The organism is Burkholderia sp. KBS0801, from assembly GCF_005937855.2.
GTDB classification, from domain to species: domain Bacteria; phylum Pseudomonadota; class Gammaproteobacteria; order Burkholderiales; family Burkholderiaceae; genus Burkholderia; species Burkholderia ambifaria.
Window position 1 is genome coordinate 426,114 of record NZ_CP042177.1, and the last position, 19,369, is coordinate 445,482.

The window sequence follows — 19,369 nt, forward strand, 5'->3', positions numbered from 1 at the left end:
GTGCCCGGGCTGGGCCGGAATACGGGCAGGTAGACACTACTCGCAACCAGCGCGCGCCGGAAGTCGAATTGGCCCTGATTGCAATCGATTTCAGCGGGCGGCGGTGGCCGTGCAGCGTGACGTCGCCGCATGATGCATTTAGAAATGCGCTTTTAAATCAGGGGCATTTTCCCTTTCGTGCCGTAATTTGTCTGTAAAATCGCGCAAGCGAAATCGCATCGCGCGCCATCCGAGGACGCGTCACAAGAAGAAAAGGCCGTCGCCATGAACATGCAGAATACGATTGCCGCATTGCGCGGCGGGTTGCTTCAGCAGGACCGGCTGCTGAAGCTCGATACGCCATTGGGGGCCAACGTGCTGACCGTGCAGCGTGCGGTCGGCCGTTCGCGCATCGGGCGCGCATACGAATTCACGCTCGACGTGCTGTCGGCCGATGGTGATCTGGAACTCAAAAAACTGATCGCGCAGCCCGTCACGTTGTGGATCCAGCAAGGCGATCGCAGCTACCGGCCGGTCAACGGCTACGTCCATACCGCGCGCCGCCTCGGCGCCGACGGCGGGCTCACGACCTATCAGCTCACGTTCGCCGATTTCACCCATTTCCTGAAGTTTCGTCGCGACCAGCGCCTCTGGAACGACACGAGCGTCGATCAGATCATCAGCGATGTGCTGAATCAGCATCCGCAGGCGCAGGGGCATTTTCGGTTCGCGCTGTCGAAGCCGCTGCCGAGCCGGTCATACACGCGTCAGCACGATACCGACTGGCATTTCGTGCACCGGCTGATGGAAAGCGAAGGCCTCTACAGCACGTGGCAGCAGGCCGACGACGGCAAGTCGCATACGCTCGTGATCACCGACAACCTGCAAGCGTTCGCGTCGCTGTCGCCGGAAACCGTGCGCTTCTATCGTGGCGGCGCGGCGAGCGAAGCCGACGCGTTCACGCAATGGTCGGGCACGCGCACGCTGCAGAGCGTGACGCGGACGACGCGCACGTTCGACTACAAGAATCCATCGCAACCGTCGAACCCGAAGGGCACGACGCTGCCGACGATGGGTGGCCAGGGCGAATTGCCCGATCAGCTCGAGGTCTACGAGTACACCGGGGCGTACACCTATCTGGACCAGACGCGCGGCGACCATCTGACGAAGATCCACATGGAGGAATGGGAGTCGCAGGCGAAGCGCTTCCATGGCGCGGGCGGCGTGCGCGCGATCGATGCCGGCCGGCGCTTCGTGCTGTCGGATCATCCCGAGCACGATCGCGATCCGGCCGACCAGCGCGAGTTCGCAGCGATCGGTGTCGAGTGGTGGATCGAGAACAACTTGCCCGTCGCGAGCAGCAGCGCGGACTTTCCGTACAGCCTGCGCGACGCGTTGACGCAAGCGCAGGAGGGCTACGGTGCCGATCCCGCGTTTCGCGTGCCGCATGACGATGGCTCGGTCGGCTTCTACCTTGTCGAAGTCGAAGCGCAGCGTGTGAGCGTGCCGTATCGCAGCCCGTTCGAGCACGAGAAGCCAAAGATGCATCTCGAGACGGCGATCGTCGTCGGGCCGCAGGGCGAGGAAGTCTATACCGACGCGTTGAACCGGATCCGCGTGCAGTTCGTGTGGGACCGTCTGAACCCGGGCAACGAGAACGCGTCGTGCTGGGTGCGCGTGGTGCAGTCGGATACCGGTGGCGGCTACGGCGGCGTGCATGTGCCGCGCATCGGCGAGGAAGTGCTGATCGACTATGTTGGTGGCGATTGCGACCGGCCGCTTGCGGTCGGGCGCGTGTACAACGGCGCGAACCAGCCGCAGTGGCACTCCGACGGGATTCTGTCCGGATACCGGTCGAAAGAGTATTCGGGCGGCGGCTACAACCAGCTCGTGATGGACGACGCGACCGGGCAGAACCGCGTGCAGCTGATGAGCAGCAGCGCGAACAGCCTGCTGCATCTGGGCTACATCATCGACCAGAACGGCAATTCGCGCGGCTCGTATCTGGGCAGTGGGTTCGACCTGCGCTCGGATGCGTATGGCGCGGTGCGGGCGAGCCAGGGCCTGTACGTCACCACCCATCCGAAGGCGCCGAACAGCCAGCCGCTCGACGTGAAGGAAGCGCAGCAGCAGCTCGTGACGGGCGAGAGCCTGGTCGAGGCGATGTCGGGCGTGAGCGAGCAGCATCAGGCGGAGAGCCTGAAGGACGCGCAAGACACGATGCGCGCGTTCACCGACGCAACGCAGAACAACGTATCGGGCAACACGTCCGGCGGGCGAACGGCAGGCGGCGGCACGGGCAGCGCGAACGCGTTCAAGGAGCCGGTGATGCTGTTCGGCAGCCCGTCAGGGATCGGGATGTCGACGCAGCAGTCGCTGCACATGGTCGCGAACGATCACGTGAACGTCGCGAGCGGACAGAGCGTACATGTCGCGGCGGGCAAGTCGCTGATCGGCAGCATCGGGCAGAAGCTGAGCCTGTTCGTGCAGAACGCGGGGATGAAGCTGTTCGCGGGCAAGGGCAAAGTCGAGATCCAGGCGCAGTCGGACAACGTCGAGGTGACCGCGCAGAAGGCGGTGAAGGTTGTGTCCGCAACCGACAGGATCGAGATCGCGGCCGATCAAGGGATTCTGTTGACCAGCGGCGGCGGGTATATCCGCATCCAGGGCGGCAACATCGAGATTCATACGCCGGGCGCGGTGGACGTGAAGGGCGCGTCGCATACGTTCGCGGGGCCGGCGAGCATGGGCTATCCGCTGCCGAGCCCGCGGCCGGATCAGCCGGGGCAGCTCGAACTGTTTCACAAGTACGTAAACGGCGAAGCGGTGAAGGGTGGGTTGTTCACGGTGAAAGACGTGAACGGCGCCGTGCTGAAGAAAGGTGCGCTCGACAACAGCGGCTATACGGTGGTGAGCGGCTTGCCGCCCGGCGCGGTACGCGTCGAGTTCGGGAAGGACCCGCGCGAGTCGGATCAGCCGGCGAATTACTTCAAGCAGGCGAAGTGGCCGGCAGAGCCGGTCGAACCGTCGCCGGAAGCCGCGCAGGCAGCGGCGAGCGGTCAGCTCGCGAGCCAGTTGCAGGGAATGGCGCCCGCGGCGACCACGGCGGCGATGGGGCTCGTGAGCGGCGGCAGCGCGGGCGCTGCGCTTGGCGGGCTCGCGAGTTCCGCATTGCCGGCTGCCGCGAGTGCACTCGGTGGAGCGGGCGTCGCGTCGGCGTTGCAGACGGCTTCCAGCCTGAGCGGTGCAGCGAAGCAGGTGGCCGGGATGGTGCAGGCCGCACGTCAGGGTGGGCTTGCGGCGCTGGCCGCGCCGGCCGGGAATGCCGCGTCGGGGGCGCTGCAGGGTGCGTTGCCCGGCGTCACTGGAATCGCGGGCAAGGGCGCCACGACGGTGGCGTCAGCCGCGGGCGGTATGAAACTGCCGACCCCCGGGTTTGGCGGACCGCTGAAATCCTGAGAGGGCGGCTTGTCAGCCGTCTAAAAAAACGAATCGAACGAAAAACAACATGGCACAACAACTTCCACCCGGCGCCGAGAAGGAACAGGCCGTTACCTGGCTCAGCGATGTTTCCCCCAAGGATGTCGCCGCGGGCGGCAACCGCTTCGATGCGTGGTTGCGACGGATCAGCGGCAACCACATCACATTCGAGGACGTGAAGACCTTTGCCGGCGCCGTGCCGATCGTCGGCAACATCATGGCGATGGTCGACGCGCTCGGCGATATCGCAGAGATCGTCGAGAAGCGCGGCGGTCAGGTGCTCGACTACATGAGCCTCGCGATCAACCTGCTCGGCATCATTCCGATTCCGCCGACGCTCGCGCCGTTCCGGATGTCGGCGCGCCCGCTGCTCGCGCTCGTCCGTCACGAATTGCTGGCGACACGCAGCAATCTCGGCGCGGCGATCATCTCGGTGCTGGTCACGCATATCAACGCGACTTGCGCGACCGAGATCGAGGATTTTCTTAACAAGCTGAAGGCCGGCCTCGTCGAGCTGCTCGACGGATGCGCATCGAAAGCCGAGGAGATCATGCTCGCGCTGGCGACGGGCATGGACAAGGCGCTGCACGGGCAGCTCTTCGACGCCAACGCCAATCTGAGGCGCCAGCAGCAGCTCGCCAAAAAGCTGGCGGACGCCCGGCCGTGGTACAGCCCGAGCCGCGTCGGCGACGGCATCCAGTTCGCGTACGAAGGCACCAAGGCGCTCGGGAAGAAGGCCGTGAACAAGACGGCGGGCACCATGGCGGCGCTCGCGCCCGATGCATGGCTCGAGCCGTTTCGCGGCACGGTGACGTTCCTGCGGACCGAGGCGCCGAAGATCGCGACGTCGATCCGTTCGCTCGCCGGCAGCGAAGAAGGCAAGATGATGTGGCTGGTCTTGCAGCTGATCGAGGCTGTCGGGCGCGTGAAGGCACGCGCGAAGCTCCATGAGCAGAGCGCGGACGTCAAGGCGGCAGGGACGAGCCAGGCGAAGAAGACGCGCGGCCAAGAGGGGCTGGAGAAAACCAACGGGCAAGCACCGTCCGAAGGGCCGGGGAAGAGCGCGTGCAAGTCTTGCGGCGTCGGGGCATCGCCCGCATCCATCGATTTCGCATTCGGCGACGAAACGTTCTCGCACGTGGATTTCGACCTGCCGGGCGCGCTGCCGCTCGTATGGGAGCGGACGTACCGTTCCCGGCTTTCCGCGTATGACGACGGCGAACTGGGTGCGCGATGGATCACCCCCTATACGACGCGCATCGACGTCAGGAACGGTCAGTGGATCTATCGCGATGCGGAAGGGCGCAGCATCGAGTATCCGGCGCTTGCGGCCGGCGCGGTGCACGACGACCTGTCGGAGAACCTGACGCTGTCGCGACTCGACGATACGTGGGTGACGATCGCATACGGTCATGCCGTGCTGCATGTGTATGAGCGCCGCGGCGATGCGTTCCGACTCGCGATGCAGAAAGACCGCGCCGGAAATACGATCACGCTCGACTACGATGCGCTTGATCGCCTGGCGCGCCTCGTCGACGCAAGCGGCAATGTGCTCGCGTTCGAGCACGACAAGCATGGCCGGATCCTGCAGATCGAGCACGTGCTCAAGGACGGTGCGCGCCGTACGCTGGCGAGCTACGAATACGATGCGGCAGGCGACCTCGTGCGCGCGGTCGATCGGCACGGCAATGCACGGACGTATCAATATCGCCGTCACCTTGTGACGCGCTATACCGACCGCACCGGCCGCGGGATGACGCTCGAATGGGATGGCGCGGATGCCGACGACAACGCGGACGCGAAATGCATCCGTGAATATGCCGATGACGGCAGCCTCGATCTCCGGCTCGCGTGGAACCCGAATATCCGCCTGACCTATGTGACCGACGCGCTCGGTCAGATGACGCGTTACTACTTCAATATCCATGGCTACGTGTATCGGATCGTGTATCCGGACGGTAATCAGGAGTGGTTCCGGCGCGATGCGCATCACAATCTGGTGCTGCATATCCGGCAGGACGGCAGCATCGAGCGGCGGGAATACGACGCGCGTGGCAATCTGGTCCAGCACGAGCTCGCGGACGGCAGCGTCGTCCAGATGGCATACGATGACAAGGATCAGATGATCCGGCTCGTCGATCCGAACGGACACGTGTGGCAGCGCAAGTACGACGATGCGGGCAATCTCGTCGAGGAAATCAATCCGCTCGAGCACGTGACGAAGTACGAATACAACGACAAGGGATTGCCGACGCAGATCACCGATGCGAAAGGCGGCTCGAAGGCGCTCGAGTACAACGAGGCGAGCCAGGTCACCAGCTATACCGACTGCTCCGGAAAGAAGACGGAGTGGCGGTACGATGATATTGGCCGCGTGATCGAGGCCAAGGACGCATCCGGTGGCGTGGTTGCGTACGGTTATGGTGCGAATGGCCAATTGACGGAGATTCGCTCGCCGGCTGGTGTCGAACACGTGCAGTACGACGCCGAAGGGCGAATGCTCAGGCATACGGATCAACTCAATCGATCGACGCGATATGGCTACGATGCGGTCGGCCGCATTGCGAGCCGCGCGGATGCGCTCGGGCAGACGATTGCGTATCGCTACGACCGTCTCGGCCGGTTGAGTGCGCTGACCGATGCCAACTTCGCGACGTACCAGTTCCACTATGATCCGGCCGGGCGGCTGATCGAGGAAGTTGCGTTCGACAGCAAGTCGACGCGCTATCAATACGATCCGGACAGCGGCCGCCTTGTTTCGGTCGACGAAGCGGGTTGCGTGACGTCGATCGACGTCGACGCAAACGGCCGTCTGCTGAAGCGGGTCGCGGGGGAGAGCGAGGAGCGGTTTGCCTACGACCCGAGCGGCCGGCTGATCGACGCGGCGAATCGATACAGCCGCGTGCAGTTCTTCTTCGATCCGGTCGGCAATCTGGTGCGCGAGCATCACGCGTACGATTTGTTCGGCGAACGACGCAGCTACGTGTGGCATCACGAATACGACGAACTCGGCAACCGGCGACGGACCGTGCGGCCGGATGGGCATGCCGTCGACTGGCTGATGTACGGTTCCGGCCACGTGCACGGGATGCTGCTCGATGGCGAGGAGCGCGTGCAGTTCGAGCGCGATGATCTTCATCGCGAGACGGTGCGCGTGCTGTCGAGCAAGATCGGTCAGCGCACGCATTACGATCCGGCGGGGCGCGTGCTGCAGCAGACGATTCAACGGTCGACATCGCCCGCGCCGCTTGCCGAGCGGCGGTATCGCTATGACGCGGCGGGGCAGTTGTCGCGGATCGAGGATAGCCGCAAGGGCGGGATCGACTATCGATACGATCCGGTCGGACGGTTGATCGAGGCGATCAGTCCGATCGCGAAGGAACGGTTCGCGTTCGATCCGGCGAGCAACATCATCGATCCGGTGCGGACCATGGAGACGCCCGCCTCTCGTCCGAGCCCGGTGCGGCCGGAAAGCACGTTGCCGGTCGAGGTGCCGAAGGTGCTGGGCAACCTGCTGAAGGCGTATGCGGGGATGCACTTCGAGTACGACGCGCGCGGGAATCTGGTGCGCAAGCGTACGCCGGCGGGTGAGCAGGAATACGAGTGGGACGAGTTCAATCGCTTGTTGTCGGCGCGGGTTGCGGAGACGTCGCGGCAGAGTCAGGCGCGGTATTTCTATGACGCGTTCGGTCGGCGCATCGCGAAGGAGGTGAACGGCGAGCGGACGGTGTTCGGGTGGGATGGGGACACGCTGGCGTACGAGAGCGATGGCGAGCGGGGCACGCACTATATCTACGAGCCGGGGACGTTCGTGCCGCTGGCGCAGTATGTGGCGGGGCCGGTCGACGGGATCGCGACGCCGGAGTGGAAGAGTACCGATCGGTATGTGCCGGAGGAGGATCCGCTGCAGAAGGTGCCGGAGCGGCGAGGTGGCGCGGTGCTGTTCTATTATCACTGTGACCAGATCGGCACGCCGCAGCTGCTGACTGATGGCGATGGTGACGTGGTGTGGGAGGCGTCGTACAAGGCTTGGGGGGAAGCGCGCGAGGTTATTGCGCGGGCGTCGAAGGCGGCGGGGATCGTGGCGAGGAACCCGTTGCGGTTTCAGGGGCAGCAGGTTGATGATGAGACGGGGCTGCACTACAACCGGCATCGGTACTATGATCCGAGTAGCAGCCGGTTCGTCAGCAAGGACCCGATCAGCCTCGCAGGCGGCATCAACGTTTATCAATATGCGCTCAACCCTGTTGAGTGGATCGATCCGCTCGGGTTGAGTCGCTTCAAGAAAGGGAGCTGGGGACCGTGTAAGAAGGGCACAGGTCTCGCATACACTGTTTTCCAGCAGGATATTGATTGGGATATGGAACATCGAGGGAAGACTAATTTGCAGCGAGCAATGGAAGGGGGCGCGCCATTTATGATGAAAGATGGTGTGCCACAGCAGATGCAATTGCACCACTCGCGTCAACAGTCGACTGGTCCCTTGTTCGAAGTCACAACCAGCACACATAGAGCCGCCAGTGGCGCCGGTCGCGAGGCATTACATCCGTATGGAAATCAAAAAAACCCTGATTTCCCTGTTGACCGCAGCGCCTTTGACATTGATCGAAAGCAATACTGGCAGGATCGTGCGGCAGAGGCGAACGCCTCAAAAAATGGAGGATGCAATCTGTGATTCCATCAACAGTCGACCAGTATCTGGCAGGATCTACGGGAGATATCGCTAGAGATGATCCGAAAGCAGCCATGAGGGCACTTCAGAATCTGGGCGTTGCTCCAGGTACTGATTTTGGGCAGTTCTACCTTAAGTATCAGGGCAGTTTTATAAGTCCTCGACCTGTTGCGGAGTTGCTTGATATCGAGGGGCCATCTATCCCCGCAATTCCGGACCAAACAGAGTATGTAAGGGATCGATACGGTATTCCGGAGCAGTATTTGGCTTTAACGTCGGATGAAAGCGAAGGGATGTACCTGTACGGTAAGAACGATGGTGCCGTCTATGATCTCGATATTTCTGTTTTAAATGATTTCCTAAAAGGCAAGATCCAAGCCCGTTGGGCTACATTTAACGACTTCTTGATTTGGTATTTTGAGCCCTCGGTATAAGTAAAAAAAGGGCCGCGCGAGCGGCCCTTGGTGTTATTCGGTGGTTGGGGCTGAAGTTGTGGCCGTAGCAACAGCCGCGTGCAGTTTCTTCTTCGATCCAGTGGGCGATCTCGGCGTGAGCATCACGCCTACAATCCGTTCGATGAACGACGTGGCTACGTGTGGCATCACGAATACGACAAGCTCGGCAATCGTCGACGTACCGTGTGACCGGACAGGCATGCCGTTGACTGCCTGATGTGCGGTTGTGGTCATGTGCGCGGGATGCTGTTCGACGACGAGGAGCGCGTGCAGTTCGAGAGTGATGACCTTCATCGCGAGACGGTCCGCCTGTTGTCCAGTACGGCACGACCCGTGCACGATGGGATGGAGGATCACCTACTACTTCAACTGTCGAAACAGGAAATGAATACGACAACGAAGGTGATGAATCCCAAGGCGATCACTTCAATTTATGGAGAATTTCCTTCCCTTGTCGGAACAGAGCTAACCGAGGTTCGTGTCGCTCGAGACGAGCCAAGGATATCAATTAGGCTTGCAACGGGGAAAAAACCAACAAAGCATCCTACGCGGTGGCCGCAGAATTACGATGAGGTTTATATCGGAATTTCGTTTATTGGGGTAAGCGATTTATCGTTTTGTCAGTGGGGATGCGAAAATATCGTTGACGAGGTCGATTTAAAGGATATTGATGATCGAGTGTTCGTTCGGTTCTCGTGCAAGAACAACGTTGCGTTGAAATTCTCGTGCGACTGGATTCGTATTGAGAGCGTTGCTTGCGGGTTCGTCGGGAGCCCTTAATTGATAAATCGAGCGATTCATCCGAGTAGCACCATTGAGCCGGTGCGGTCTGCGGAGACGTCAGCAATTCGTCCGAACCCAGTGCGACCGGAAAGCAGTTGCCGGTTGAGGTGCCGGAGTACATCCCCGCGCCAGGAGGTCTTCCACGTTTTCCCGGTGCCGGCGCGCGAAACCGAAGACGTCAGTGCAGGGCGGTGGTGGTTTACGAAAGCGTTGGAAGCGGGCGAAGGGGTGTATTTGTGAGTGAGACACGCAGCACGGCGAAGTTGAGATGTATAACAAGCGAGGTAAGCACATGGGCGCGTTCGATCCCAACACTGGCGAAGCCATGGCCGGCAACTGCGCAGACGCTACAAGGACTTTGAGCGATTCGAATATTTTCTTTCTTGTGATGCGGTGACGTAGGGCCATTGCACGGGGAAGCCAACAGGGCCGCGCCAGCGGCACGGACACCCGGTAAGGAGCTTGCTCGCGGGCGGGAGCGAAGCAAAGAATGGTCACTGCTACAGACACTCGGAGTTGCAACACGCCGACCTACATAAGACTCAGCATCAAATCGGAGGTTACTAATGTCAGCACATCCAAAGAAGATAGAGAACGTGCTACGACTCGATGCGCAATCCCGATGCGAATATTTCCTCCGTAAGGTCGCCGACTCTGAAGTTGTCTGGAGCCTCTTTGATCAGGGATGGGCCACGGCCAGCGCCGGCGCGACGATGGTGGTGCCTTTCTGGCCTGAGGAGGCGTTCGCAACGTTGTGCGCGACTGATCAATGGCAAGGATTTCGCCCAAAGGCGATTGCCCTAGAGGATTTTCTAGAGCGATGGCTGCCAGGGATGGCGAATGATCAGCGAAGTTGCGCTGTCTTTGCGGCACCGAGTGATCGCGGGACACTCATGTCGCCGATGGACCTCGAAAAATCGATCAGACGGGAACGCGAGCAATATGAGTAACCCCGCGAAGGAACACATCCTTATGAGACGAAGTTGCACCGAACCACATCGGTAGAACGTCCGCACTTGAGACCGTCTATCGCGAAGGATTCGACGTTCGGTCGCCGTATTGCGAAGGAGGCGTACGGCGAGCGGCCGATGTTCGGGTGGGATGGTGACACGTTGGCGTACGAAAGCGATGGTGAGCGGGGGACACACGAAATCTACGAGCGGGGACATTTGTACCGCTGGCGTAGATGTGGCAGAACCGGTTGAGGGGGCACCGCGCCGGAGTGGAACAGTACCGACCGCTATGTACCGGAGAACGATCCGCTGCAAAAAATGCCAATTAGGGGGTGTCAGTGAGTGAAAACCATGCAAGTGAGTACCGGAAGGAGCTTCTTTTCAGGAGGGCCACCGGAAAGAGGATTTGCGGCACTTACCTTTCCAAGGTGGCAGCGTTATTTCCATCGCTTGATCGTCCAGAATTGCTTTCCCTAGAGGAAACAGATTCGATTTTAGAGCGGTTCAGGCTGATTCGTGCTGGACTTAGTCAGGAAACAATACGCACTCCCGTGGAGGGTGTTCGTTCTGAATTTTCGCTCATTAAAAATTTTGAACGCGAATTTTATGTTCTGATTGACGAGGACTGGAAGTATTGCGGCTTGCTGAAGGTTGGGGTGATAGGGTTGCTAAACGTAGCGCTCGAATTTGGGGCTGAGATATTGGAGGATCTGGTTTTTATATCGGCCGACATGTCATTGGCTGTTGATTTCGATTTCTTCGAGATGGAAGGGGTTCGATTGATAGATATAAAAAGATGGAGTAAGGAGTAAAGGTAAAGAGCCGCAGTATGTGGAGTGCTACGCCTTACCGATCTGTTGGTGAATCTCAAAGGCTTGACGCTTGGGGGAGATGAGATCAGGACCGCATGCCCCCGCCGGAATCTCGGATGCTTGCCGCAAGCGTGCCTTGAAGAAGGCGGATAAATACTTCGATCGACTCGGAGCCATCAAATGACGGACTTCACCACATTGCTGGGCGCTGGCTTTCACAGAAACGCCCCGTCCACCCCAGCGGCCATCGGGAGCCTGGAAACGAGTCTAGGTGCTTCGCTCCCACCGAACTATAAGGATCTCCTCCTGTGGTCGGACGGGGGCGAGGGAGAGGTTGGTGACCTCTATCTGGCCCTGTGGACCGTCGTGCAGATCGTCGAACTTAATGCCTTGTATTCAATCACGAAGCGCATGGGGCAGGGGTTCGTGGGTATTGGTACGGATGGCGGGGATTACTGCTTTGCTCTCGATCTCAGAGGAGGCGAACGCTTCGTTGTTGTGCCGCTTGGCGCGCTCACAGAAGATGAAGTCAAGCCTTTGGCGCGCGACCTTGTCGACGGACTGACTAGCATTCGAGACGGCGGCATAACGGGAGATGGTCTATAACCAGCGCGTGATTAAAGTAACGGACAGTTCATCAGCAAAGACCCGATCGGGCTGCAGCAATCGAGGGCCGGTATTGAAAGACGACGATCGGGGATCTTGACTGCGATAAGGTACTTAACGATGCGGGAATTTAATTCGAAGGATTTGGACGCTCTGGATTTCGCGAGCGTTCGCGGTATATTGCTCGGCGGAAAGGGTGGAATTTCCCTCCAAAAAATCGTCTGTTTACCGGAGGCTGATGTTTTGTGTTGTGAGTATATGGGAAAGCAGTTCAATGTGAAATTTGATCTGGATTACGGAGTTTCTCTTGAGGCGGTGAGTGATTTTTCCGTTGATGAGCTTGAGTACATTGCTCGGATTTTGACGTGCTAGAAGATGATGGGCTTCCAAGGAGGTATCCGGAATTTCGTGTGTGAGGCGGATTGAGTTTCAGACTCCAATGTTGAATCGTTCCGGGTAAAGCAGCGCAAACTGGGTCATCGCGCTCTTCCAATCGTGCCGGGAACCGGTCCACTTGGCTACGACGTTGCGCAGCGCTAGCCAGATCAGTTTGAGCGCGGCCTCGTCCGACGGGAAGTGGCCGCGCGCCTTGATGATCTTTCGAAGCTGCATGTGCAGCGACTCGATGGCGTTGGTCGTATATACAATTTTCCGGATATCGGGCGCGAAGGCATAGAACGGAATCACCTGATCCCAGGCTCGTCGCCAGAGGGCGGCAATCGGTGGGTATTTCGTACCCCACGGGCTCGTATCGAACGCATCCAGCGCCACGGCGGCCGCTTCGGCCGACGGTGCCCGATAGACTTCCTTGAGCGCCGCCGCGACGGATTTCCGGTCTTTCCAACTGGCGAAGTCCAGCGAGTTCCGGATCAGATGCACGATGCAGGTCTGGACCGTCGTTTCCGGGAACACCGTGTTGATTGCTTCCGGAAAGCCCTTCAGGCCGTCGACCACGGCAATCAGGATGTCCTGCACGCCACGCAGCTTCAGGTCGTTCACCACCCGCAGCCAGAACTTGGCCCCCTCGGTCTGCTCGATCCAGAGGCCCAGCACGTCACGTGTGCCGTCGCGGCGCACGCCCAGCGCCAAGTAGATCGCCTTGTTGCGGACCACGCCTTCGTCGCGGATCTTGACGCGCAAGGCGTCGAAGAACACCACCGGGTACATCGGCTCGAGCGGCCGCTGTTGCCACTCACGCACTTCGTCGATCACCGCGTCGGTGACGGTGCTGATGAAGTCCGGCGACACCTCAATGCCGTACATCTCCAGCAAGAAGCCCTGAATCTCCCGCACGCTCATGCCGCGTGCGTACATCGCGATGATCTTGTCGTCGAAGCCGGTGAAACGCCGTTCGCCCTTGGCGATCAGCACCGGGTCGAAGGTGCCTTCGCGGTCGCGCGGAATCTCGACGTCGAGCAGGTCGTCATCGGTCGCGATGCGCTTGCGGCTGGTGCCGTTGCGATGGTTCGTGCGGCCGCCCGGTTTGGCTTCACCCTTCTCGTAGCCAAGGTGGTGCGTCAACTCGCCACCCAGCGCGCGCTCGAAGATCGCCTTCTTGAGCGCAGCGAGCTGCTCGTTGATCGTTGCGCGGTCCAACGTCCCGGGCACCAGTTGCTTGATCAGTTCCGGGTCCAGGTTCAAGCCCTTGCCCGGCTCAATCGTCACTTCTTCCTTGCGTTTGCGTGGCATAAAGTGGCTCCTTGGCCATCAGTTTATGCCTCACACACAAAGGTTCGGATAGGCTCGCTTCCAAGGGTGTTGTCGGCGAGCCGCTTCCCTCAGCACTCGCACGACGCACGATGATCAAGCCCGACCAATTCCCCCGTCGCGGAATCGGCATAATGACGGCCTGCCAACGTGACACTGCGGCGCCCAGCAAAACTCATCCTCGTTACAAACGCACTACCCATGTCGACCATCACCGCGACCACCGCGTCGCTGAAGCACATCCTCGAACACCCCGGCGACTTCTCCGGCTGGCTATGTCTGCCGCCGACGCCATGGACGCTCGATACAGAGGGTGCATTCACCGAAGACGCCGACCACACTGAAGCCGACATGCCGCCCGCCACGGCCCCGCAACCCGGCTGGCGCGTCACGCTGAACAGCGCGACGATCGAAGACATCGTGATCAACGCACATGACCAGGTCGACGAACCAACGGTCGCGCAATTGTTCGATGCATTCGTGTTCTACGTCGACAACGACGAGTTCATCCTGCTCTGACGGCGCGCGCAACGTGCCATGCGCCACAGTAAAAAAGGACCGCCGAGCGGTTAATGCCGTTCAGTTAAGCGACTGAACGGCATTTTTGTTTTTGGGAGGAGTGGTTGTAAACGGTGCGCAGAGGTGTTAACTTCTGGCGCGATGCTTTCCAGCCACCTCACCTATCTGAGTGCAGCCCAACAGCCCACGCCGGACCTGAGCCGGCTGGCGGAGCATTTGCCGCAAGAATGGATCGAGCATGCGATCGAGGCGACGGGCACCGCGAGTATCCGCCGTCGGCGCTTGCCGGCCGAACAAGTGGTTTGGCTGGTGATTGCCTTGGCCATGTACCGGCACTGGTCGATCAATGAGGTACTCGACAGTCTCGATCTGGCGCTGCCCAACGAGGTCGTCCCCTTCGTCAGCAAGAGTGCCGTGGCGCAGGCGCGCCAGCGTATTGGCGAAGCGCCGCTGGCGTGGCTGTTCGAACGGACAGCCTGGGCGTGGACCACGCAGGACGCGGCACGCCATGCATTCAAGGGATTGAGTCTATGGGCGATGGACGGCACCACGCTGCGCACGGCCGACAGCCCGGCCAATCGTGAGCACTTTGGCGCGCAACGCTATGCCAGCGGCAAGGTCGCCAGTTACCCGCAGGTGCGGGCCGTGACGCTGACTGCCATTCCGACGCATCTGGTGGCCGATATCAACTTCGGCGCTTATGGCACCAACGAAATGGTGTACGCCCAGGATCTGCTGCCGCAGATACCGGACAATTCACTGACGGTATTCGACAAGGGCTTTCTGGCCGCTCGGATCTTGTGCGGCCTGACGATGAATGGGCACAACCGCCACTTCCTGATTCCGGCCAAATCCCATACCCGATGGGACGTGATCGACGGCACGCCGGACGATGCGACAGTACGCATGCGCGTGTCCCCGCAGGCGCGCAAACAATCTCCCGAACTGCCGGAGTTCTGGCAGGTCCGTGCGATTCGCACCATCGATGCGCGCGGGCGCGAACGCGTGCTGCTGACCTCGCTGGATGATCGCCAACGCTTCAAACCGGCCGATATCGTCGCCTGCTATGGGCGCCGCTGGCAAATCGAAACCAGCTACCGAGAATTGAAGCAGTCGATGCTCGGTGCGGAGCTGAGCTTGCGTAGCCGGACCGTCGAAGGGGTCTATCAGGAGATCTGGGGCGCATTGATTGCCTACAATCTGATTCGCCGCGAGATGGCCACTGCCGCATGGCAGGCGAAACTCGATCCGACCGACATCAGCTTCGTACGGGCATTGCACGTCTTTCAGCACGAAATGATGTGGGCTGCCGTCACCCCGGCCTTCGGCAAGATACCGGCGTGGCTCGACCGCCTGCACGCTCGCCTTGCGTTCGAGACCGTGGAAAAACAACGGGGGCGTGAATGCCCCCGTGTGGTTAAAGCTCGCCCCAAGCGTTACGCCGTTCGGCACATCACTGTCCCTTAACTGAACGGCATTACCGCCGAGCGGTCCTTTTTCGATGAAGCATCAGCCCGGAACGAAGCCTGCCCCTCAAGGCAACGAAATCGTCAAATTCGCAGACTCCGGGCCGACCTTGACGACTTGCGAATAAGGCGCCAACGCCTGCAGCGTCTTGTCCTTCAGATACGTATTGAGCCCGAGATACCCCAGCAGCGCGACCAGCGCGAACACCGCCCCGATCGCCCAAACCGGCACCTCGCGCTTCAACCGATGCGCGATCTGGTCGGGCAGCGGCCAATGCGGCGCGAACGGCGCGCGCTTGCCTTTCATATGCGCGATCTCGTCGCCCAGCCGCGCGGTGAGGTAAGCCAGCTTCTCCGGCCCCTCGAGCAGATACTTGCCCTGGAACCCGAGCAGCAGGCACATATGAAACACCTCGAGCGACTGCAACCGCGCCGCGCCCTGCGCGCGACATTCCTCGAGATACTGAAAGAACTTCTCCCCCGCGAGCTGCTCGCCGAACAGCACGAGCTGCAGCGGCCGGCGCTCCCAGTCGGTCCGGATCTTGAACTGCGACGACAGCACCATTTCATCGACCGCCGCGCAATACGCGAACTTCGCGGCGTACACGTCTTCCGCGGCGATATTCAGCTTCTTCGCGCCGCGCTCGAAATCCGACAGGAATTCCTGGATCTTCGTGCTGAACTCGCTCGCGCTGTCCGGCTCGCGGCCGTTCTTGAGCAGGAACAGCATGAAGAACCCGTCGTACAGCAGGTCGACCAGTGAACGGGCCTGGAACGCGGCGTCGGTCGACGCCGGGGTCTGCAGCGGTGCCGGCGTGTTGTCGCCGAACAGGGAGGGCGCGTAGCTCATGAGGTGACCGCGATCAGTTCGAATTTCAGGTCATTGATGCCAGTCGGCGCGTAGATCATCGCGGACTGGGCCTGCAGCATGCGCTCGTACAGCGCGCCGCGCGAATCGAGCGAGAAATAGCACGCGCCCGGCCGCACGGGGATCGCGGGCGGCACCTGCGGCGTGTACGACAGCCGCACGCCGGGCATCGCAGACAGCACGAGCTTGTCGACGTCGTCGGGCGCACCGACCTTGAAGCGGGCCGGCACGGCATCGATGAGCTCGACGTTCGGCATGTCCGCGGACACGGCCAGGTAGAACTCGGTCTTGTCGTCGATCTTGCCGGAATCGAGGCGCCCGAGGTGGAACGACGGACGCACCTCGTCGAGCGTGATCGCGAAGTAGCGCGTCGAGATCACGGTGTCGAGCAGCTCGCGCAGCATCAGGTCGAGACGCGCGAAGCTCGGGCCCGGATCGTCGTGGCGATACACGGGGAGATCGGCGAGCGTATAGCCCTTCGAGAACGTCATCAATTGCCCCGCGAGGCGCAGCAGTTCCTGGAACAGTCGTTCCGGATGCAGCGCCGCATGCTGGTGCAAGTGCGCGAGCGTCGCGAACGCGGCGTTCGCGGTGTGCAGCAGCCAGAACGATGCGATGTCGCCCGAGCGGAACTCGATGATGTTCTTCGACGGCTCGCGGTGAAAACCGTACAGCGCGTTGACCTTCGCCTGCAGCGCGTCGACCAGTTGGCGCAACCGCTGGTGCAGGATCGGCGAAGCCTCGATCGCGAGGCACGGCGGCACGAAGCTGTCGTCGATCTCGAAGCCGGACGTCGCGGTGCGGCGCACGCGCACGAGCGGCACCGACAGCAACTGGTCGCGCGGCTCGCTGTGCGCGATCAGCTTGACCTGCGTCTTCAGGAACGTGATGTCGGCTTCGGCGGCGTCGGTGAAGTTGTCCGCGACGCTCGTCTGCTCGCTGACGAAACGCGTCATGAAGCCGGCGGCCGGATCGTCGCTGTAGTTGGCGCCGTTCTCGCGCAGCGGGTGCAACGCGAGGTAGAACACGAATTCGTTGATGCCGTCGGGCAGCGTGTCGAGCGCGATCGGCGGCGGCAGGTCGTCGGCCTGCGGCGCGGCATACAGCGCGCCGTCCGGGAACACGAGCGCGAGCTCGGCCACGCGCAGCACGTTGCTGCCGAGCGCATCGCGATCGATGCGCACCGAGCGCACGCCCCAGTTGTACGGCTGGATCGCCTGGATGGATTCGAACAGGCGCGCCTCGTGGTAGGCGTCCTGCCGCTGAAAGTGTTGAGGCCGGAGGAACAGCCCTTCCCCCCACAGCACCTTGGCCGAATAACTCATGTCAAATCCGGTTAATGTGGCGTTGCGATGTAATCGATTTGGTCATGCCCGAATTAACTCGCCAATTGTTAACTCTTGTTAATTGACATTCGCGCGTCATGTCTTTAACCGCAGCTGACGGACGAAAGCAAATTCAGCGGTTGCGAAGGCGCCCCTTGTTGCGGGGCGATCACGGAGCCATCGGTGACCGTCATCGCGCAATTATGCAGGCCGATGATTATGCCGGATTTCTCCGACTTCGCCGGGTCGAACGTCAGTTTCCATCGCTGGATGGCGGGATCGCGGAACAGCGCGACGATGCCGAATGCCTGCGCTTCGCGCGATACCTTTTCGGTCGCGGTATAGCGCTGGCCCGGAATCAGCGTGATTTCACGCACGTTCAGCAGATCGGCGCCCAGCGCGGCCTTTTCCTTGGTCGGATCGGTGAACGCGTCGAACGGCGCCTGCTGGAACGAAGTCGGATCCTTCAGCGCGTAGAGTCTTACCACTAATGCGAGCGGCTTGCGATCGTTCGCGGCATTCAGGTTGGGCGCGGCGGCGAGCGTGAGCCCGATGTTGCGCGGGGGCTTCTGGGCATCCGGCAGCTCGGGCTTGCCGACGCCGGCAGCCTGCAGCACGGCGCTCGCGGCAGAGCCGAGCAACGGGGCGGCCGCGCACCCGGCCAGGAGCGCGCAGGCAATCAGCGGCAGCGCATAGCGAATCATTGATCTCATCGTATTTCCGGCGTGCCGCCTTTAACTCCCCTGTCAAAACTACCGGGCCTTCCGCGCTCTCCGCGCCTGTCCGGCTTATCTGGTGTTCAACTATTAAGCAAACGTGCGGCGCATCGCGCCCCCGGAAAATTTTTCCGTCGCCCCGGCGACGCCTGGCTGGCCAAGTAAAACTTGCGCATTCCGGTCGATGGGAAAGCCGCCGCCGGGCCTTTGCCAGAGGCGTTTCGAGGGGGTAGCGCTCGGTTTTAAAAGGAATTACTCTGCACGCAGCGATTGAATTATGAAAAATTGATCGGTACTATACCCGCGCGCTTCATGCAAAGCAAAAGAACCAGATTCTCAACGATTTTAATACTCACGCGCCGGTGGATATAAGATGAAAGACCGTCTCTTCGCAAAACTTTCTGGGGTAGTGCTGGCTTGCGGCGTGATCGCCGGTTGCGCGAGCCAGCCGCCGGCGCCGACTGCCGAGGTGTTCAACAAGTCGCTGGCCGATGCGGACGCCGTTGCGAAGTCGGGTGACCAGGACAAGGCGCTCGGCCTGTACCAGCAGCTCGCGAAGGCGGATCCGACGCGCGAGGAGCCGTGGTCGCGCATCGCGCAGATCCAGTTTGCCCAGAACCACTATGGCCAGGCGATCGTCGCCGCGCAGGAAGCGCTGCAGCGTGACGCGACCGATCGCCAGGCGAAGAGCGTGCTGGCCGTCGCGGGCCTGCGGATCGCGACGCAGTCGCTCGGCGAGTTGCGCCAGGACGCGTCGCTCGCGGGCGACGCGAAGTCGGACGCGCAGGCGCTCGCGAAGCAGCTGCGCGACACGCTCGGCGAATCGGCGCTGTTCCCGCCGGAGCAACGCGTCACGAAGGCACGTACGCCGCGCCGTATCGTTCATCGTCCGAAGGCTGGTGCGGCACCGGCCGCTGAAGCGGCAACGACCGCGCCGACGCCGCCTGCGGCACCGCAGGCCGCCGCGGGGCAGAAGGGCGGAGCCGATCCATTCAGCGCGCTGCGCAACTGACCGCAACTGACGCGAT

Annotated in this window: 14 protein-coding genes and 3 pseudogenes; 13 read left to right on the plus strand and 4 right to left on the minus strand. The window is 61.2% G+C overall.

Annotated features, from left to right (window positions below; all coding sequences use genetic code 11):
• The first annotated feature begins 264 nt into the window (after window positions 1-264).
• The 10 genes and pseudogenes from FFI87_RS02105 (at window position 265) to FFI87_RS02150 (ending at window position 11,740) form a co-directional block, all read left to right on the plus strand.
• Window positions 265-3,438 (plus strand): type VI secretion system Vgr family protein, encoded by a 3,174-nt coding sequence (locus FFI87_RS02105; RefSeq protein ID WP_138848327.1) that lies wholly within the window; start codon window positions 265-267, stop codon window positions 3,436-3,438.
• A gap of 49 nt (window positions 3,439-3,487) precedes the next feature.
• Window positions 3,488-8,134 (plus strand): RHS repeat-associated core domain-containing protein, encoded by a 4,647-nt coding sequence (locus FFI87_RS02110; RefSeq protein ID WP_138848326.1) that lies wholly within the window; start codon window positions 3,488-3,490, stop codon window positions 8,132-8,134.
• Window positions 8,122-8,565, plus strand: a complete 444-nt coding sequence (locus FFI87_RS02115) for an SMI1/KNR4 family protein (RefSeq protein WP_138848325.1) — start codon at window positions 8,122-8,124, stop codon at window positions 8,563-8,565. The genes FFI87_RS02110 and FFI87_RS02115 overlap by 13 nt, the downstream gene beginning before the upstream one ends.
• Before the next feature lie 85 nt (window positions 8,566-8,650).
• Window positions 8,651-8,907 (plus strand): annotated as a pseudogene (locus FFI87_RS35310) (type IV secretion protein Rhs); the annotation flags it as partial.
• Window positions 8,908-8,991: 84 nt separating this feature from the next.
• Entirely contained in the window at window positions 8,992-9,366 is a 375-nt protein-coding gene (locus tag FFI87_RS02125) for an immunity 50 family protein (protein ID WP_409995109.1), read from the plus strand.
• Window positions 9,367-9,550: 184 nt separating this feature from the next.
• A pseudogene (locus tag FFI87_RS35205) lies at window positions 9,551-9,766 on the plus strand (colicin E3/pyocin S6 family cytotoxin).
• 169 nt (window positions 9,767-9,935) lie between these two features.
• A complete protein-coding gene (locus tag FFI87_RS02140) occupies window positions 9,936-10,319 on the plus strand; it encodes a DUF2750 domain-containing protein (RefSeq protein WP_138848324.1) in 384 nt (127 codons plus the stop codon).
• A 96-nt stretch (window positions 10,320-10,415) separates the two neighbouring features.
• Window positions 10,416-10,652: pseudogene (locus FFI87_RS35315) on the plus strand (type IV secretion protein Rhs); the annotation flags it as partial.
• Window positions 10,653-10,660: 8 nt separating this feature from the next.
• Window positions 10,661-11,134: a hypothetical protein gene (locus FFI87_RS02145; RefSeq protein ID WP_138848323.1), complete on the plus strand. Its 474-nt coding sequence runs from the start codon at window positions 10,661-10,663 to the stop codon at window positions 11,132-11,134.
• Between the two features lie 180 nt (window positions 11,135-11,314).
• Window positions 11,315-11,740, plus strand: coding sequence for an SMI1/KNR4 family protein (locus FFI87_RS02150; protein WP_138848322.1), 426 nt, complete (start codon window positions 11,315-11,317; stop codon window positions 11,738-11,740).
• Between the two features lie 429 nt (window positions 11,741-12,169).
• Here FFI87_RS02150 and FFI87_RS02160 read toward each other — a convergent pair whose 3' ends face one another.
• Window positions 12,170-13,429 (minus strand): IS256 family transposase, encoded by a 1,260-nt coding sequence (locus tag FFI87_RS02160; RefSeq protein ID WP_138848321.1) that lies wholly within the window; start codon window positions 13,427-13,429, stop codon window positions 12,170-12,172.
• 219 nt (window positions 13,430-13,648) lie between these two features.
• Between FFI87_RS02160 and FFI87_RS02165 the strand changes: the two genes are divergently transcribed.
• Both FFI87_RS02165 and FFI87_RS02170 read left to right on the plus strand, forming a co-directional pair.
• Window positions 13,649-13,966 (plus strand): hypothetical protein, encoded by a 318-nt coding sequence (locus FFI87_RS02165; protein ID WP_138848320.1) that lies wholly within the window; start codon window positions 13,649-13,651, stop codon window positions 13,964-13,966.
• A gap of 141 nt (window positions 13,967-14,107) precedes the next feature.
• Window positions 14,108-15,433: an IS4 family transposase gene (locus FFI87_RS02170; protein ID WP_138847259.1), complete on the plus strand. Its 1,326-nt coding sequence runs from the start codon at window positions 14,108-14,110 to the stop codon at window positions 15,431-15,433.
• Window positions 15,434-15,499: 66 nt separating this feature from the next.
• Here the strand turns inward: FFI87_RS02170 and icmH are convergent, their stop codons facing one another.
• The 3 genes from icmH to tssJ form a co-directional block, all read right to left on the minus strand.
• The gene (gene icmH / locus FFI87_RS02175; protein ID WP_006751242.1) at window positions 15,500-16,282 is read right to left on the minus strand and encodes a type IVB secretion system protein IcmH/DotU; all 783 of its coding nucleotides are present in this window, start codon (window positions 16,280-16,282) and stop codon (window positions 15,500-15,502) included.
• The gene (gene tssK / locus FFI87_RS02180; protein WP_012362961.1) at window positions 16,279-17,625 is read right to left on the minus strand and encodes a type VI secretion system baseplate subunit TssK; all 1,347 of its coding nucleotides are present in this window, start codon (window positions 17,623-17,625) and stop codon (window positions 16,279-16,281) included. The genes icmH and tssK overlap by 4 nt, the downstream gene beginning before the upstream one ends.
• A gap of 104 nt (window positions 17,626-17,729) precedes the next feature.
• Window positions 17,730-18,338 carry a type VI secretion system lipoprotein TssJ gene (tssJ, locus tag FFI87_RS02185; RefSeq protein ID WP_105785629.1) on the minus strand — a complete coding sequence of 203 codons (609 nt, stop codon included), beginning with the start codon at window positions 18,336-18,338 and terminating at the stop codon, window positions 17,730-17,732.
• 376 nt (window positions 18,339-18,714) lie between these two features.
• Between tssJ and FFI87_RS02190 the strand changes: the two genes are divergently transcribed.
• Window positions 18,715-19,353 carry a tetratricopeptide repeat protein gene (locus FFI87_RS02190; protein WP_011655822.1) on the plus strand — a complete coding sequence of 213 codons (639 nt, stop codon included), beginning with the start codon at window positions 18,715-18,717 and terminating at the stop codon, window positions 19,351-19,353.
• The last annotated feature ends 16 nt before the right edge of the window (window positions 19,354-19,369 follow it).

What these genes read in the sequence shown, in the direction of transcription:
- FFI87_RS02105 (WP_138848327.1), top strand. Translation starts at nt 265, where the DNA reads ATGAACATGCAGAATACGATTGCCGCATTGCGCGGCGGGTTGCTTCAG.
- FFI87_RS02110 (WP_138848326.1), top strand. Translation starts at nt 3,488, where the DNA reads ATGGCACAACAACTTCCACCCGGCGCCGAGAAGGAACAGGCCGTTACC.
- FFI87_RS02115 (WP_138848325.1), top strand. Translation starts at nt 8,122, where the DNA reads ATGCAATCTGTGATTCCATCAACAGTCGACCAGTATCTGGCAGGATCT.
- FFI87_RS02125 (WP_409995109.1), top strand. Translation starts at nt 8,992, where the DNA reads ATGAATCCCAAGGCGATCACTTCAATTTATGGAGAATTTCCTTCCCTT.
- FFI87_RS02140 (WP_138848324.1), top strand. Translation starts at nt 9,936, where the DNA reads ATGTCAGCACATCCAAAGAAGATAGAGAACGTGCTACGACTCGATGCG.
- FFI87_RS02150 (WP_138848322.1), top strand. Translation starts at nt 11,315, where the DNA reads ATGACGGACTTCACCACATTGCTGGGCGCTGGCTTTCACAGAAACGCC.
- FFI87_RS02160 (WP_138848321.1), bottom strand. Translation starts at nt 13,429, where the DNA reads ATGCCACGCAAACGCAAGGAAGAAGTGACGATTGAGCCGGGCAAGGGC.
- FFI87_RS02165 (WP_138848320.1), top strand. Translation starts at nt 13,649, where the DNA reads ATGTCGACCATCACCGCGACCACCGCGTCGCTGAAGCACATCCTCGAA.
- FFI87_RS02170 (WP_138847259.1), top strand. Translation starts at nt 14,108, where the DNA reads ATGCTTTCCAGCCACCTCACCTATCTGAGTGCAGCCCAACAGCCCACG.
- icmH (WP_006751242.1), bottom strand. Translation starts at nt 16,282, where the DNA reads ATGAGCTACGCGCCCTCCCTGTTCGGCGACAACACGCCGGCACCGCTG.
- tssK (WP_012362961.1), bottom strand. Translation starts at nt 17,625, where the DNA reads ATGAGTTATTCGGCCAAGGTGCTGTGGGGGGAAGGGCTGTTCCTCCGG.
- tssJ (WP_105785629.1), bottom strand. Translation starts at nt 18,338, where the DNA reads ATGAGATCAATGATTCGCTATGCGCTGCCGCTGATTGCCTGCGCGCTC.
- FFI87_RS02190 (WP_011655822.1), top strand. Translation starts at nt 18,715, where the DNA reads ATGAAAGACCGTCTCTTCGCAAAACTTTCTGGGGTAGTGCTGGCTTGC.